Below are 15,078 nucleotides of genomic sequence, written 5' to 3'. Positions count from 1 at the left end.
CGCCCGTCGCGGGAATGCGCGGGCGCATCCCGGTGTTTGGGCTGATGGTGATTGAGCTGGCATAATCGACGCTTGACCACAGAACCACTTCAGTTTCTCGAGTTCGGCCCGACGCGCCACAACCGAACGCCGGGGGCACGAGCGGCAACGATCGAAGAGGACAGCATGAAATCTGACATTCATCCCGCCTACGAGGAGACCACCGTGGTGTGCGGCTGCGGAAACACGTTTCAGACTCGCAGCACCAAGCTGGGCGGCCGCATCGTGGTCGAGGTTTGCTCGCAGTGCCACCCGTTCTACACCGGCAAGCAGAAGATTCTCGACAGCGGCGGTCGGGTTGCTCGCTTCGAAAGGCGTTATGGCAAGCGCAAGGTCGGAGCTGACAAGAACGAAGCCGAGGCCAAGAAGTAGCCGGATCACCGACGCCCGAACTGTGCAAGCCGGTGCACAGGCCGGGCGTCGGTTCATGTGTGACGGTCCCGTTCTTCCCCCCAAGCGGGTTGGGATACTGCCTAGAGAGGCCCGTCCTTGTGGGGGCGAGGCGCCTGAGTCCGGCGACGCGGCAGGGCTTTCTGCCGATTGCCGGGCCCGCAATCGTCGCCGGGTGCACGGTGCAGAGCTGGCAGGAGGTGTGACATGACGCAACAGGTGCACACGATCGACGTCCTGCTCGCCGAACACGCCGACCTCGAGCGCGCGCTGTCCGATCCGGCATTGCACAGCAACCCGGCCGAGGCGCGTAAAGCCGGTCGCCGGTTCGCGCGCCTGGCCCCGATAGTGGCCACGCATCGCAAGCTTGCGGCTGCTCGTGAAGACCTGGAAACCGCGCGCGAGCTGGCCGTCTCGGACGACTCTTTCGCTGCCGAGGCCACCGAATTGGAGGCTCGGGTAGCAGAGTTGGATGCGCAACTCACCGACATGCTGGCGCCGCGCGACTCGCACGACGCCGACGACATCGTGCTCGAGGTCAAATCCGGTGAGGGGGGCGAAGAATCGGCGCTGTTCGCCGCCGACCTGGCCAGGATGTACATACGCTACGCCGAACGACACGGCTGGAGCGTGACGGTGCTGGATGAGACCACCTCAGATCTGGGCGGCTACAAGGACGCCACGTTGGCTATTGCTAGCAAGGGTGATTCGGCTGACGGCGTGTGGTCGCGGATGAAGTTCGAAGGTGGAGTGCATCGGGTGCAGCGGGTCCCAGTGACCGAATCCCAAGGGCGCGTGCATACTTCGGCGGCCGGTGTACTCGTCTACCCGGAGCCGGAGGAAGTGGGCGAAGTCCAGATCGACGAGTCGGATCTGCGTATTGACGTCTACCGGTCCTCCGGCAAGGGCGGTCAAGGGGTCAACACCACCGACTCCGCGGTGCGAATCACCCACCTGCCCACCGGAATCGTCGTCACCTGCCAAAACGAACGATCCCAGCTGCAGAACAAGACCCGCGCCTTGCAGGTGTTGGCCGCGCGGCTGCAGGCGATGGCCGAAGAGCAGGCACTGGCCGACGCGTCCGCGGATCGGGCCAGCCAGATCCGCACGGTGGACCGCAGCGAACGCATCCGCACCTACAACTTCCCGGAGAACCGGATCACCGATCACCGAATCGGTTACAAGGCATACAATCTCGATCAGGTTCTCGATGGCGATCTGGATGCGCTGTTCGACGCGCTTGCTGCCGCCGACAAGCAGGCTCGGCTACAACAGTCATGACATCGCTGCGCCACGCGATCGACTCGGCGGCGGCTCTGCTGGCCGAAGCCGGGGTCGACTCCGCGCGCTGGGATGCCGAGCAGTTGGCCGCTCACCTCACGGGCACCGACCGCGGTTTGCTGGCCCTGCTCGACAACGCCCCGGGTCAAGAGTTCTTCGAGCAGTACCGCGAGGTTGTCGCCGCCCGCTCGCGACGGGTGCCCCTGCAGCATCTGACCGGGGCGGTGTCGTTCGGCCCGGTGGAGCTGCGTGTGGGCCCGGGTGTGTTCATACCGCGTCCGGAGACCGAAGCGCTGTTGGAGTGGGCCATCACACAACCACTTCCGCAGCGAGCGGTCATCGTCGACTTATGCACCGGTTCTGGCGCTTTGGCGGTCGCACTGGCCCGGCACCGGCCGGCGGCGAGAATCATCGGCGTCGACGACTCCGAGGCGGCCCTGGATTACGCGCGCCGTAACACCGAGGGCAGCCACGTCGAACTGATCGGGGCCGACATCGCCACACCCGCCCTACTGCCCGAGCTGGACCGGCAAGTCGACCTGGTCGTCGCCAACCCGCCCTATGTTCCGGACAACGCCACTGTGGGAGCCGAAGTAGCCCAATATGATCCGCAGCACGCCGTGTTCGGTGGCCCGGACGGAATGGTCGTGATTGCCCACGTCGTGCGGCTGGCCGGACGCTGGCTGCGTCCCGGCGGCCGGTTGGCGGTCGAGCATGACGACACCACATCCGCGCTGACGGTCGAATTAATCAGCGGCACAGGCCTTTTCGAGAACATCGTGGCATGCAATGACCTGGCCGGCAGGCCCCGGTTCGTGACGGCCACCAAGCGGGAGACATCATGAGTCCGGCCGAGGTATTCGCCTGCGCCGACCCAACCCAGCGCTCCAGCGGGATCAGCGCTGCCGTCGCCGCGCTGAAGGCGGGCCGGCTAGTTGTCATGCCGACCGACACCGTCTACGGAGTCGCCGCCGACGCCTTCGACCCCACCGCAGTCGACGCGTTGCTCACGGCGAAAGGGCGTGGGCGCGATATGCCGGTAGGAGTATTGGTCGGCTCCTGGCACACGATCGAGGGGCTCGTGTATTCGGTGCCGCCCGGGGCGCGCGAGCTGATTCGCGCATTCTGGCCCGGGGCGCTGAGCCTGGTCGTGGTGCAAGCACCATCCCTGCAGTGGGATCTGGGCGATGCGCGCGGCACCGTCATGTTGCGGATGCCGCTGCACCCGGTCGCCATCGAACTGCTGCGTGAGGCGGGCCCGTTGGCGGTGTCCAGCGCCAACGTCTCAGGTCAGCCGGCCGCGGTCGACGCCGGCGAGGCACGTCGGCAACTCGGTGACCGCATCGACGTCTATCTCGACGGGGGACCGGCTGCGCAGCAGGCCGCCTCGACGATCGTCGATCTGACCGGAGCCTCCCCGCGCATCCTGCGGCCGGGTCCGGTGAGCGCGGAACGGATCGCCGAAGTGCTCGGGGTGGACGTGGCCACCCTGATCGCCTGAAGTACGGTCTCGAGGTGTCCAGCGATGTGACCAGCCTTGCCGGTGGTTTGCTCGCACTTTCCGTTCGCAGCGCAGGCGTCCCGCTGCGTGAGCTCGCCCTGGTCGGACTGACCGCTGCGATCGTCACCTACTTCGCGACGGGGCCGGTGCGGGTGCTGGCAACCCGGCTTGGCGCCGTCGCCTACCCGCGCGAACGAGATGTGCACGTGACGCCGACCCCCAGGATGGGGGGACTGGCTATGTTTCTCGGCGTCGTCGCCGCGGTTTTCCTTGCTTCGCAGCTTCCCGCCCTTACCCGCGGGTTCGTCTATTCCACCGGCATGCCCGCGGTGCTCGTCGCGGGTGCGGTCATCATGGGGATCGGTCTCATCGACGACCGCTGGGGTCTTGACGCGCTGACCAAGTTCGCCGGTCAGATCACCGCCGCCAGCGTGCTGGTCACCATGGGGGTGGCCTGGAGTGTCCTCTACATCCCGGTGGGCGGCGTCGGAACCATCGTGCTGGACCAAGCGTCCTCGATCCTGCTCACCCTGGCGTTGACCGTGTCGATCGTCAACGCGATGAATTTCGTCGACGGCCTCGACGGTCTGGCGGCCGGGCTTGGCCTCATCACGGCCCTGGCGATCTGCATGTTCTCGGTGGGCCTGCTCCGTGACCATGGTGGTGACGTGCTGTTCTACCCGCCGGCCGTGATCTCGGTCGTGCTCGCCGGAGCATGCCTTGGGTTTTTGCCGCACAACTTTCACCGGGCCAGGATCTTCATGGGCGACTCCGGTTCGATGCTGATTGGACTGATGCTGGCCGCCGCCTCCACGACCGCGGCCGGCCCGATCTCCCAGAACGCCTACGGGGCGCGCGATGTGTTTGCTCTGTTGTCGCCGTTCCTACTCGTGGTGGCGGTCATGTTCGTGCCGATGCTGGACTTGCTGCTGGCGATCGTTCGGCGTACCCGGGCGGGCCGCAGCGCGTTCAGTCCGGACAAGATGCACCTGCACCACCGGCTGTTGCAGATCGGTCATTCTCATCGCCGGGTGGTGCTGCTGATCTACCTGTGGGTGGGCATCGTGGCGTTCGGCGCGGCGAGCACCATCTTCTTCGACCCACGCCACACCGCAGCGGTGATGCTGGGCGCGATCGTGATCGCCGGCATCGCGACGGCGATCCCGCTGCTGCGCCGTCGCGACGACTTCTACGACGATGAGTAGTAGTACTGTTGACCTTGTGGTACGGTGCTGCTAGAACCCCGCAAAGAATCTCGCGGGTTGCCGGCCACCCGGCCTGCCGGATGCGTATCCGACCACGCCGATCGACGACCGACACAGGGAGCTACCCCTTGGGTGATTCCACCGCGACCCTTGCGATACGCTCGGCGGGCCACCGCTCAGTCGATCGGTCGGTTTCCGCTCCATCTACCCGGGATTGAGGTGCTGCAGTGACGACACCAGCGCAGGACGCGCCGTTGGTGTTTCCCTCTGTTGCTTTCCGCCCGGTTCGCTTACTGATCATCAGCGTTGTCCTGACCGCGGCGGCGACGCTCGTCGCCGGTTTGGGCGGACACGTGATGGTCGGGGTGTTCTTTGGCGTCGGCCTGCTGCTGGGTTTGCTCAACGCCTTGTTGGTCCGCCGCTCGGTCGAGTCGATCACGGCAAAAGAGCATCCGCTGAAGAGCTCGATGGCCCTTAACTCCGCGTCGCGGCTGGCGATCATCACCATTGTCGGGCTGATTGTGGCCTTCATCTTCCGGCCCGCTGGGTTGGGAGTTGTGTTCGGCCTCGCGCTGTTCCAGGTGCTGCTGGTGGCCTCGACCGCACTGCCGGTTTGGAAGAAGCTCCGCAGCGGCGCGGGCTCTTACAGTGCCGGCGGCGACGTATTGACGGTATCCGAAGGGACGGAAGTGAGGAGCACCAGCGATGACTGAGTCGATCCTGGCCGCTCAGATCGAGGTCGGCGAACACCACACCGCCACCTGGCTCGGCATGACCGTGAATACCGACACCGTTCTTTCCACGGCCATTGCCGCGGTAATCGTCATCGCGCTGGCGTTCTACCTGCGCTCCAAGGTCACGTCGACGGATGTGCCCGGCGGCGTGCAACTGTTCTTCGAGGCCATCACCATCCAGATGCGCAACCAGGTTGAAGGCGCCATCGGTATGCGGATCGCGCCCTTCGTGTTGCCGCTGGCGGTGACCATCTTCGTTTTCATCCTGATTTCGAACTGGCTCTCGGTTCTGCCGGTGCAATACACCGACAAAAACGGGCAGACCACCGAGCTGCTCAAACCGGCCGCAGCCGACATCAACTATGTACTGGCGCTGGCCCTATTCGTCTTCGTCTGCTATCACGCGGCCGGCATTTGGCGCCGGGGTATCGTCGGGCACCCGATCAAACTGCTCAAGGGACACGTGGCGATCCTTGCGCCGATCAACGTCGTCGAAGAACTCGCCAAGCCGATCTCTCTGTCGCTCCGTCTTTTCGGCAACATCTTCGCCGGCGGAATTCTGGTCGCGCTGATCGCGCTGTTTCCGCCGTATGTGATGTGGTTGCCCAACGCGATCTGGAAATCGTTCGACCTATTCGTCGGCGCCATCCAGGCGTTTATTTTCGCACTGCTGACAATCCTGTACTTCAGCCAAGCGATGGAGCTTGAGGAACACCACTAAGAGACGTACCGCTACCGAATCCTGGTCAACCGCTACCAGAGTCATCAAGGAGGATAAAGAATATGGACCCCACAATCGCTGCCGGCGCCCTCATCGGCGGTGGTCTGATCATGGCCGGTGGCGCGATCGGCGCCGGTATCGGTGACGGTGTTGCCGGTAACGCGCTGATCTCCGGTGTTGCCCGGCAGCCCGAGGCGCAAGGACGGCTGTTTACCCCGTTCTTCATCACCGTCGGTCTGGTCGAGGCCGCCTACTTCATCAACCTGGCGTTCATGGCGCTGTTCGTATTCGCCACGCCCGTCAAGTAATACGCAGAGATGCGTGACCTGAACTCGATTGTTCTGGCCGCCGGCCAGGCAGCAGCGGGAGCAGAAGAAGGCGGAAAGAACCAGAACTTCCTGGTTCCCAACGGCACCTTCTTTTTCGTGCTGGCCATCTTCCTGTTGGTGCTGGCCGTTATTGGCACGTTCGTGGTGCCGCCGATCCTCAGGGTATTGCGGGAACGCGACGCCATGGTGGCCAAGACACTGGCCGACAGCAAGAAGGCCGCCGAGCAGTTCGCCGCTGCGCAGGCCGACTACGAAGAAGCCATGAGCAAAGCCCGAGTCCAGGCGTCGTCCTATCGCGACAATGCGCGGGCCGAAGGTCGTAAGGCCATCGAAGACGCGCGTGCCCGTGCCGAACAAGAAGTGGCATCGACGTTGCAAACGGCCAATGAGCAGCTCAAGCGCGAGAGGGATGCGGTGGAACTGGATCTACGCGCCAATGTGGGAACGATGTCGGCGACGCTGGCCAGTCGGATCCTGGGCGTCGACGTCACCACCTCGGCCGCGACGAGGTAGCCGAAGATGTCAACATTCATCGGACAGCTGGTCGGGTTCGCGGCCATCGTGTTTCTGGTGTGGCGCTACGTTGTGCCGCCGGTGCGGCGCCTGATGACTGCACGTCAGCAGACCGTACGTCAGCAGTTGGCTGATTCGGCCGCCGCGGCCGACCGGCTGACTGAGTCCACGACGGCGCACAGCAAGGCAGTGGAAGCCGCTACCGCGGAGGCCGAACGAGTCGTCGAGGAGGCCAAAACCGACGCCACGCGCATCACCGAACAAATGCGATCGCAGGCCGAGGTCGAGGCCGATCGCATCAAGTTCCAGGGCGCGCGTCAGGTCGAATTGCTCCGTACCCAGCTGACCCGTCAGCTTCGCCTGGAGCTCGGCCACGAATCCGTGCGCCAGGCAGGGGAGTTGGTGCGCAATTACGTTGCCGACTCGGCACAGCAGTCCGCCACTGTCGACAGATTCCTCGACGAACTCGACGCCATGGCGCCGGCCGCCGCGGAAGTCGAGTACCCGGTGGCAGCGAAGATGCGATCGGCCAGCCGACGGGCGCTGCAGAGCTTGGTCGACAAATTCGGCACTCTCGCCAAAGGCCTTGACAACGAAGGATTGTCGAACCTGGCCGACGACTTGGTGTCGGTAGCCAAGCTGCTGGATCGGGAAATCGTCGTCACGCGATACCTCACCGTGCCCGCTGAGGACGCCGGACCTCGGGTCCGGTTACTGGAGCGACTTGTCTCGGGGAAGGTCGGTGACGCCGCACTCGACGTATTGCGGGCAGCAGTCACGGAACGGTGGTCGGCGAACTCTGATTTGATCGACGCCATCGAGCACGTGTCGCGGCAAGCGCTGTTGGAAGTCGCCGACCGCGAGGGCCAGGTCGACGAGGTCGAAGACCTGCTATTCCGGTTCTCGCGCATCCTGGACGCACAGCCGCGGCTGGCGATTCTGCTGGGCGATTACGTCGTACCGGCCGAGGGCCGTATCCGGTTGTTACGCAACGTGCTCGACCGCTCGGGTAGCGCCGTCAATCCGATCGCGGCCTCGTTGCTAGCCCAGACGGTCGAGCTGCTGCGAGGTCAGTCGGCCGAGGACGCGGTGCTACTGCTGGCCGAGGTCGCGGTGGCTCGCCGCGGCGAGGTCGTCGCGCAAGTCAGCGCGGCGGCCGAGCTCACCGCCGCGCAGCGTGCCCGCGTTACGGAGGTGCTGAGCCGCATCTACGGTCACCCCGTGACTGTGCAGCTGCAAATCGACCCGGAGCTGCTGGGTGGTCTGTCGATCGCGGTGGGTGATGAGGTGATTGACGGTACGCTCTCGTCCCGTCTGGCCGCTGCCAAGGCTCAACTGCCCGACTGAACACCCTCTAGACGAAGCCTGCCTGAACCCGAACTTAGTCAACATAAACCGAAGTAGGAAGACGAAAAGCCATGGCCGAGTTGACAATATCCGCCGATGATATTCAGAGCGCGATCGAAGAGTACGTAGGCTCCTTCACCTCGGACACCTCCCGCGAGGAGGTCGGCACCGTGGTGGACGCCGGCGACGGCATCGCACACGTCGAAGGATTGCCTTCCGTCATGACGCAGGAGCTGCTCGAGTTCCCAGGCGGGGTCCTCGGGGTGGCCCTCAACCTCGATGAGCACAGCGTCGGCGCGGTGATCCTCGGTGACTTCGAAAACATCGAAGAAGGCCAACAGGTCAAGCGCACCGGCGAAGTGCTCTCGGTCCCAGTCGGCGACGCGTTTTTAGGTCGGGTGGTCAACCCGCTCGGCCAGCCGATCGACGGCCGCGGCGACATCGAAGCCGAGACCCGGCGCGCGCTGGAACTGCAGGCGCCTTCGGTGGTGCAGCGGCAGAGTGTGAAAGAGCCGCTGCAGACCGGTATCAAAGCTATCGACGCGATGACCCCGATCGGCCGGGGCCAGCGTCAGCTGATCATCGGTGACCGCAAGACGGGCAAGACCGCGGTGTGCGTGGACACCATCCTCAACCAGCGGGAAAACTGGGAAAGCGGTGACGAGAAGAAACAGGTGCGCTGCGTCTACGTCGCCATCGGGCAGAAGGGCACCACGATCGCTTCGGTCCGGCGCGCGCTGGAAGAGGGCGGCGCCATGGACTACACCACCATCGTGGCAGCGCCCGCATCGGACTCCGCCGGTTTCAAATGGCTTGCGCCCTATACTGGTTCCGCCATCGCACAGCACTGGATGTACGACGGCAAGCACGTGCTGATCGTCTTCGACGACCTGACCAAGCAGGCCGAGGCATATCGGGCCATCTCATTGCTGCTGCGGCGCCCGCCCGGCCGCGAAGCCTATCCGGGTGACGTGTTCTACCTGCATTCGCGACTCCTGGAACGCTGTGCAAAGCTGTCCGACGACCTGGGCGGCGGCTCGCTGACCGGCCTGCCGATCATCGAGACCAAGGCAAACGACATTTCGGCCTACATCCCGACGAACGTCATCTCGATCACCGACGGGCAGTGCTTCCTGGAGACCGACCTGTTCAACCAGGGTGTCCGGCCGGCCATCAACGTCGGTGTCTCGGTGTCGCGTGTCGGTGGAGCCGCGCAGATCAAGGCGATGAAAGAAGTGGCTGGTTCGTTGCGGCTGGACCTTTCGCAATACCGCGAGTTGGAGGCCTTCGCCGCCTTTGCCTCGGACCTGGACGCCACGTCCAAGGCGCAGCTGGAACGCGGTGCCCGGCTGGTCGAGCTACTCAAGCAACCGCAGTACCAGCCGATGGCGGTGGAGGAGCAAGTCATCTCGATCTTCCTGGGTACTGGCGGTCACCTGGACTCGGTGCCGGTCGAAGACGTCAGGCGGTTCGAAACCGAACTGCTGGACCACATTCGGGCCTCCGAAGAGAAACTGTTGAGCACCATCCGCGACACGCAGAAGCTCACCGAGGAGACCGAGAAGGCGCTGACCGAAGTCATCAACCACTTCAAGAAGGGCTTCGCGCCATCGGGTGGCGGCTCAGTGGTGCCCGACGAGCATGTCGAGGCCATGGATGAAGAAGAGCTGGAAAAGGAATCGGTGAAAGTCAAGAAGCCCAAGCCGGAGAAGAAGGAAAAGAAGTAGCAACCGATGGCCGCTACACTTCGCGAATTGCGCGGACGGATCCGCTCGGCGGGCTCGATCAAGAAGATCACCAAGGCCCAGGAGCTGATCGCGACGTCGCGCATCGGTAGGGCACAGGCCCGGCTCGGGTCTGCCCGGCCCTATGCCCTCGAAATCACGCGGATGTTGACCACCTTGGCCAATGACGCTGCGCTGGACCACCCGTTGCTCGTTGAGCGACCCGAACCGAAACGCGCTGGCGTTCTGGTGATGTCTTCCGACCGTGGACTGTGCGGCGCCTACAACGCCAACGTATTTCGGCGCTCCGAGGAGCTGTTCTCCCTGCTGCGGGCAGAAGGCAAGCAGCCGGTGCTCTACATCGTCGGGCGTAAAGCGCTGAATTACTTCACGTTTCGGCACTGGGACATCACTGAGTCGTGGACGGGCTTTTCCGAACAGCCCAAGTATGAGAACGCCGCGGAGATCGCCTCGACCCTGGTGGATGCATTCATGTCCGGCACCGGTGCCGGCGCGGATCAGCGCGACAACGAGCAGGGCGTCGACGAGCTGCACATCGTGCACACCGAATTCAAGTCGATGCTGTCGCAGTCGACAGAGGCGCGCCGGATCGCCCCAATGGTGGTGGAATACGTCGAGGAAGAGCCAACGCCGCACGCCCTGTATTCGTTCGAGCCGGACGCGACGACGCTGTTCGAATCGCTGCTGCCGCGGTACCTGACCACCCGGGTGTACGCCGCGCTGCTCGAGTCCGCGGCATCGGAATTGGCATCGCGCCAGCGAGCGATGAAGTCGGCCACTGACAACGCCGACGACCTGATCAAGGCCCTGACGCTGATGGCAAACCGTGAGCGGCAGGCCCAGATCACCCAGGAGATCAGCGAAATCGTCGGTGGCGCAAATGCGCTCGCAGATGCCCGCTAGCTAGCCCCACCAGGAAGCGAAGAAAATTATGACTGCTACAGCCGAAAAGACCGAAAAGTCGACCAACTCGGAGACCAGCGGCCGCGTGGTGCGGGTCACCGGGCCCGTCGTCGACGTCGAGTTCCCGCGTGGCTCCGTCCCGGAGCTGTTCAACGCGCTGCACGCCAAGATCGACTTCGAGTCGCTCGCCAAAACGTTGACATTGGAGGTGGCGCAGCACCTCGGCGACAACTTGGTGCGCACCATCTCGCTGCAGCCCACCGACGGTCTGGTGCGTGGTGTCGAGGTCACCGACACCGGCAGGCCGATCTCGGTGCCAGTTGGTGAAGCCGTGAAGGGACACGTCTTCAACGCGCTGGGAGACTGCCTGGACGAGCCCGGTTACGGAGAAGACTTCGAGCACTGGTCGATTCACCGCAAGCCGCCGGCTTTCGAGGATCTCGAGCCACGGACCGAAATGCTCGAGACCGGTCTGAAGGTCGTCGACCTGCTGACACCATACGTGCGTGGCGGAAAAATTGCCCTGTTCGGCGGCGCCGGCGTGGGCAAGACAGTGCTGATCCAAGAGATGATCAACCGTATCGCCCGCAACTTCGGTGGTACATCGGTGTTCGCCGGAGTGGGGGAGCGCACCCGCGAGGGCAACGACCTGTGGGTCGAGCTTCAGGAAGCCAACGTGCTCAAGGACACCGCGCTGGTTTTCGGTCAGATGGACGAGCCGCCGGGCACCCGTATGCGCGTCGCGCTGTCCGCGTTGACCATGGCGGAATGGTTCCGTGACGAGGCCGGCCAGGACGTACTGTTGTTCATCGACAACATCTTCCGGTTCACCCAGGCCGGTTCTGAGGTCTCCACGCTGCTCGGCCGGATGCCGTCTGCCGTGGGATACCAACCAACGCTGGCCGACGAGATGGGTGAGCTGCAGGAGCGCATCACGTCCACGCGGGGACGTTCCATTACGTCGATGCAGGCGGTCTACGTGCCCGCCGACGACTACACCGACCCGGCGCCGGCTACGACGTTCGCCCACCTGGACGCCACCACGGAGCTGTCGCGTGCGGTGTTCTCCAAGGGCATTTTCCCGGCCGTCGACCCACTGGCGTCTAGCTCCACCATCCTGGACCCCGGCGTGGTCGGTGACGAGCATTACCGGGTGGCGCAGGAGGTGATCCGAATCCTGCAGCGCTACAAGGACCTTCAGGACATCATTGCCATTCTGGGCATCGACGAGCTGTCCGAAGAGGACAAGCAACTGGTAGGGCGGGCGCGGCGGATCGAGCGCTTCCTCTCCCAGAACATGATGGCGGCCGAGCAGTTCACCGGTCAGCCGGGGTCGACGGTCCCGGTCAAGGAGACCATCGAGGCGTTCGACCGGTTGACCAAGGGCGAATTCGACCACGTCCCCGAGCAGGCCTTCTTCCTGATCGGTGGCCTCGATGACTTGGCCAAGAAAGCCGAAAGTCTCGGTGCAAAGCTGTAACGAGCATCCGACCGAGCCGAAAGGTGATGTGCCATGGCGGAATTGAGCGTTGAATTCGTCGCCGTCGATCGCAAGATCTGGTCCGGTAAGGCAACGTTCCTTTTCACCCGCACCACCGTTGGTGAGATCGGTATCCTGCCGCATCACATTCCGTTGGTGGCCCAGTTGGTCGATGACGCCATGGTCCGCCTGGAGCGGGAGGGTGCCAAGGATCTCCGCGTCGCGGTCGACGGCGGGTTCATGTCGGTAACCGAAGACGGCGTCACCATTCTCGCCGAATCTGCGGCATTCGAGTCGGAGATCGACGAAAGCGCCGCCAAACAGGACGCCGAGTCTGAGGATCCCCGGATCGCCGCCAGGGGACGCGCGAGGTTGCGCGCTATTGGCGCGATCGACTGACACGTCGATGAGCGCGCCCATGGTCGGCATGGTCGTGCTCGTTGTCTTGCTGGGCATAGCCGTGCTCGCCCTGAGCTATCGGTTGTGGAAGTTACGCCGAGGTGGAACGGCGGGGATCATGCGAGATATCCCTGCGGTCGGAGGCCATGGCTGGCACCACGGCGTGATCCGCTACCGCGGTGCCGAAGCGGCCTTTTACCGGCTGTCCAGCCTGCGCTTGTGGCCGGATCGGCGGCTCAGTAGACGGGGCGTCGAGATCGTTGCCAGGCGGGCACGACGCGGGGACGAATTCGACATCATGACCGACGAGATCGTCGTTCTGGAACTGCGCGACACCACCCAGGATCGCAGGTCCGGATACGAGATCGCGTTGGATAAGGGCGCGTTGACCGCGTTCTTGTCGTGGCTGGAGTCCCGTCCGTCGCCGCGGGCACGACGTCGCAGTGTCTAGTCCGTTGGCGTTGAAAGTTCAACCGCCCAAATGGATCTGCCAGTAGCTGCGACGTCTGGCCAGGTCAGATTGCCGATATCGCCGTGCCGCGTCACCCCGCAGGCTTGTCCCCGCTGGAGGCGGCGCCTGGTCGCCACATCAGGTCACCGCCGGGGTTGGCCACCCTGGCCAGGATAAAGAGCAGATCAGAAAGCCGGTTCAGATACTTCGCCGGCAACACGCTGACGCCGTCTTGATGGGCGCTCACGGCGGCCCATGCCGACCGCTCGGCACGCCGTACCACGGTCCGGGCGACGTGCAGCAGGGCCGACAGTGGTGAACCGCCAGGAAGCACAAAGGAATTCAACGCCGGCAAGGCTTCGTTGTAGGTGTCGCACCATCCTTCGAGGCGGTCGATGTAGGTCTGGGTGATCCGCAGTGGGCGGTGCGCGGACTCTTCCACTTTCACCGGTGTAGACAGATCAGCACCGACGTCGAACAGATCGTTCTGAATCTGCCGCAGCACGTCCGTCAGCTGCCGGTCAGGGTTTCCCAGTGCCACGGCCACACCGATCGCGGAGTTTGCCTCGTCGCAATCCGCGTACGCCACCAGGCGTGCGTCGGTCTTGGGCACCCGTGAGAAATCGCTCAACCCGGTGGTTCCGTCGTCCCCGGTTCGGGTATAGATGCGGGTCAGGTGCACAGCCATAGCAGAAACGGTACCGGGCCGACTCGATTGGCTGACTGACAAGCCGATAGCGCTTCACTAGACTGACCCGGGTGGCGGAGCGATTCGTGGTGACCGGTGGCAACCGGTTGTCAGGCGAAGTCGCCGTCGGAGGCGCGAAAAACAGCGTTCTCAAGCTTATGGCCGCGACATTGCTGGCCGAAGGCACCAGCACAATCACCAACTGCCCCGACATCCTCGATGTGCCGCTGATGGCGGAAGTACTGCGTGGCTTGGGCGCCACCGTGGAACTCGACGGTGACGTCGCGCGCGTTACCTCACCGGACGAACCGAAGTACGACGCCGACTTTGCCGCCGTGCGTCAGTTTCGGGCCTCGGTCTGCGTGCTGGGACCCTTAGTCGGGCGATGCAAGCGGGCCAAGGTCGCTCTCCCCGGTGGTGATGCGATCGGCTCCAGACCGCTGGACATGCACCAGGCCGGTCTGCGGCAACTGGGTGCTCGGTGCAATATCGAGCATGGGTGCGTCGTGGCCCAGGCAGAAACCTTGCGCGGCGCCGAGATTCAGTTGGAGTTCCCCTCAGTGGGCGCTACCGAGAACATCTTGATGGCCGCCGTGCTGTCCGAGGGTGTGACGACCATCCACAACGCGGCGCGGGAACCTGACGTGATCGACCTGTGCACGATGTTGAATCAGATGGGCGCCCAAGTGGAAGGTGCCGGTTCGCCGACCATGACGATCACCGGTGTCCCACGGCTTCACCCCACCGAGCATCGGGTCATCGGGGACCGCATCGTCGCGGCCACCTGGGGCATCGCCGCGGCCATGACACGCGGAGACATCACCGTGACGGGCATCGACCCGTCGCACCTTCAACTGGTGCTGCACAAGTTGCACGACGCGGGCGCCACCGTCACCCAAACCGACGACAGCTTTCGCATCGTCCAGTACGAACGCCCTAGGGCCGTCAACGTCGCGACCTTACCGTTCCCCGGTTTTCCGACCGACCTACAGCCGATGGCGATCGCATTGGCATCGATCGCCGACGGCACGTCCATGATCACCGAGAATGTGTTCGAGGCGAGGTTCCGCTTCGTTGAAGAGATGATCCGGCTGGGAGCCGATGCGCGCACCGACGGCCACCACGCGGTGGTGCGTGGCCTGCCGCAACTATCCAGTGCACCAGTCTGGTGCTCGGACATCCGGGCGGGCGCCGGCCTGGTCCTGGCCGGGCTCGTCGCAGACGGTGACACCGAGGTCCACGACGTGTTCCACATCGACCGCGGCTATCCGTTGTTCGTCGAGAACCTGGTGAGTCTGGGAGCCGAGGTTGAGAGGGTATGCTCCTAGATGCGTCCGAAGCGCCCGGCCACC

17 protein-coding genes are annotated in these 15,078 nt (G+C 64.1%); 16 read left to right on the top strand and 1 reads right to left on the bottom strand.

Annotation, left to right across the window (positions count from 1 at the left end; all coding sequences use genetic code 11):
- Nucleotides 1–165: 165 nt before the first annotated feature.
- From rpmE to EET13_RS20170, 15 genes are all read left to right on the top strand, one after another.
- Nucleotides 166–411, top strand: coding sequence for a 50S ribosomal protein L31 (rpmE, locus tag EET13_RS20240; protein ID WP_122443966.1), 246 nt, complete (start codon nt 166–168; stop codon nt 409–411).
- Between the two features lie 225 nt (nt 412–636).
- A complete protein-coding gene (gene prfA, locus EET13_RS20235) occupies nt 637–1,710 on the top strand; it encodes a peptide chain release factor 1 (protein ID WP_122443953.1) in 1,074 nt (357 codons plus the stop codon).
- On the top strand, nt 1,707–2,555 hold the full coding sequence (prmC, locus tag EET13_RS20230) for a peptide chain release factor N(5)-glutamine methyltransferase (RefSeq protein WP_122443952.1): 849 nt from the start codon (nt 1,707–1,709) through the stop codon (nt 2,553–2,555). The genes prfA and prmC overlap by 4 nt, the downstream gene beginning before the upstream one ends.
- Nucleotides 2,552–3,211: an L-threonylcarbamoyladenylate synthase gene (locus EET13_RS20225; protein ID WP_122443951.1), complete on the top strand. Its 660-nt coding sequence runs from the start codon at nt 2,552–2,554 to the stop codon at nt 3,209–3,211. The genes prmC and EET13_RS20225 overlap by 4 nt, the downstream gene beginning before the upstream one ends.
- The gene (rfe, locus tag EET13_RS20220; RefSeq protein ID WP_122443950.1) at nt 3,208–4,416 is read left to right on the top strand and encodes a UDP-N-acetylglucosamine--decaprenyl-phosphate N-acetylglucosaminephosphotransferase; all 1,209 of its coding nucleotides are present in this window, start codon (nt 3,208–3,210) and stop codon (nt 4,414–4,416) included. The genes EET13_RS20225 and rfe overlap by 4 nt, the downstream gene beginning before the upstream one ends.
- Nucleotides 4,417–4,643: 227 nt before the next feature.
- Nucleotides 4,644–5,129 carry an ATP synthase subunit I gene (locus tag EET13_RS20215; RefSeq protein ID WP_122443949.1) on the top strand — a complete coding sequence of 162 codons (486 nt, stop codon included), beginning with the start codon at nt 4,644–4,646 and terminating at the stop codon, nt 5,127–5,129.
- Nucleotides 5,122–5,871, top strand: a complete 750-nt coding sequence (gene atpB, locus EET13_RS20210) for a F0F1 ATP synthase subunit A (RefSeq protein ID WP_036400335.1) — start codon at nt 5,122–5,124, stop codon at nt 5,869–5,871. Before EET13_RS20215 ends, atpB begins: the two co-directional genes overlap by 8 nt.
- Nucleotides 5,872–5,933: 62 nt before the next feature.
- Nucleotides 5,934–6,179: a F0F1 ATP synthase subunit C gene (locus tag EET13_RS20205; protein ID WP_003406686.1), complete on the top strand. Its 246-nt coding sequence runs from the start codon at nt 5,934–5,936 to the stop codon at nt 6,177–6,179.
- A 9-nt stretch (nt 6,180–6,188) separates the two neighbouring features.
- The gene (locus EET13_RS20200; protein ID WP_122443948.1) at nt 6,189–6,713 is read left to right on the top strand and encodes a F0F1 ATP synthase subunit B; all 525 of its coding nucleotides are present in this window, start codon (nt 6,189–6,191) and stop codon (nt 6,711–6,713) included.
- Nucleotides 6,714–6,719: 6 nt separating this feature from the next.
- Nucleotides 6,720–8,060, top strand: a complete 1,341-nt coding sequence (locus tag EET13_RS20195; RefSeq protein WP_122443947.1) for a F0F1 ATP synthase subunit B/delta — start codon at nt 6,720–6,722, stop codon at nt 8,058–8,060.
- Nucleotides 8,061–8,131: 71 nt separating this feature from the next.
- Nucleotides 8,132–9,787: a F0F1 ATP synthase subunit alpha gene (gene atpA / locus EET13_RS20190; protein ID WP_122443946.1), complete on the top strand. Its 1,656-nt coding sequence runs from the start codon at nt 8,132–8,134 to the stop codon at nt 9,785–9,787.
- A gap of 6 nt (nt 9,788–9,793) precedes the next feature.
- Nucleotides 9,794–10,708 carry a F0F1 ATP synthase subunit gamma gene (locus EET13_RS20185; protein ID WP_122443945.1) on the top strand — a complete coding sequence of 305 codons (915 nt, stop codon included), beginning with the start codon at nt 9,794–9,796 and terminating at the stop codon, nt 10,706–10,708.
- Between the two features lie 28 nt (nt 10,709–10,736).
- Complete coding sequence (gene atpD / locus EET13_RS20180; protein ID WP_122443944.1) at nt 10,737–12,188, top strand: F0F1 ATP synthase subunit beta; 1,452 nt, start codon at nt 10,737–10,739, stop codon at nt 12,186–12,188.
- 33 nt (nt 12,189–12,221) lie between these two features.
- Nucleotides 12,222–12,587 carry a F0F1 ATP synthase subunit epsilon gene (locus EET13_RS20175; protein WP_122443943.1) on the top strand — a complete coding sequence of 122 codons (366 nt, stop codon included), beginning with the start codon at nt 12,222–12,224 and terminating at the stop codon, nt 12,585–12,587.
- Between the two features lie 7 nt (nt 12,588–12,594).
- Entirely contained in the window at nt 12,595–13,038 is a 444-nt protein-coding gene (locus EET13_RS20170) for a DUF2550 domain-containing protein (protein WP_122443942.1), read from the top strand.
- A 91-nt stretch (nt 13,039–13,129) separates the two neighbouring features.
- Here EET13_RS20170 and EET13_RS20165 read toward each other — a convergent pair whose 3' ends face one another.
- A complete protein-coding gene (locus EET13_RS20165; RefSeq protein ID WP_122443941.1) occupies nt 13,130–13,726 on the bottom strand; it encodes a cob(I)yrinic acid a,c-diamide adenosyltransferase in 597 nt (198 codons plus the stop codon).
- Between the two features lie 71 nt (nt 13,727–13,797).
- Between EET13_RS20165 and murA the strand changes: the two genes are divergently transcribed.
- The gene (gene murA, locus EET13_RS20160; protein ID WP_122443940.1) at nt 13,798–15,054 is read left to right on the top strand and encodes a UDP-N-acetylglucosamine 1-carboxyvinyltransferase; all 1,257 of its coding nucleotides are present in this window, start codon (nt 13,798–13,800) and stop codon (nt 15,052–15,054) included.
- The last annotated feature ends 24 nt before the right edge of the window (nt 15,055–15,078 follow it).

This window comes from Mycobacterium attenuatum (assembly GCF_900566085.1).
GTDB lineage: Bacteria > Actinomycetota > Actinomycetes > Mycobacteriales > Mycobacteriaceae > Mycobacterium > Mycobacterium attenuatum.
The sequence above is the reverse complement of the archived record's forward strand: the minus strand, read 5'-3'. Positions and strand labels throughout refer to the sequence as shown.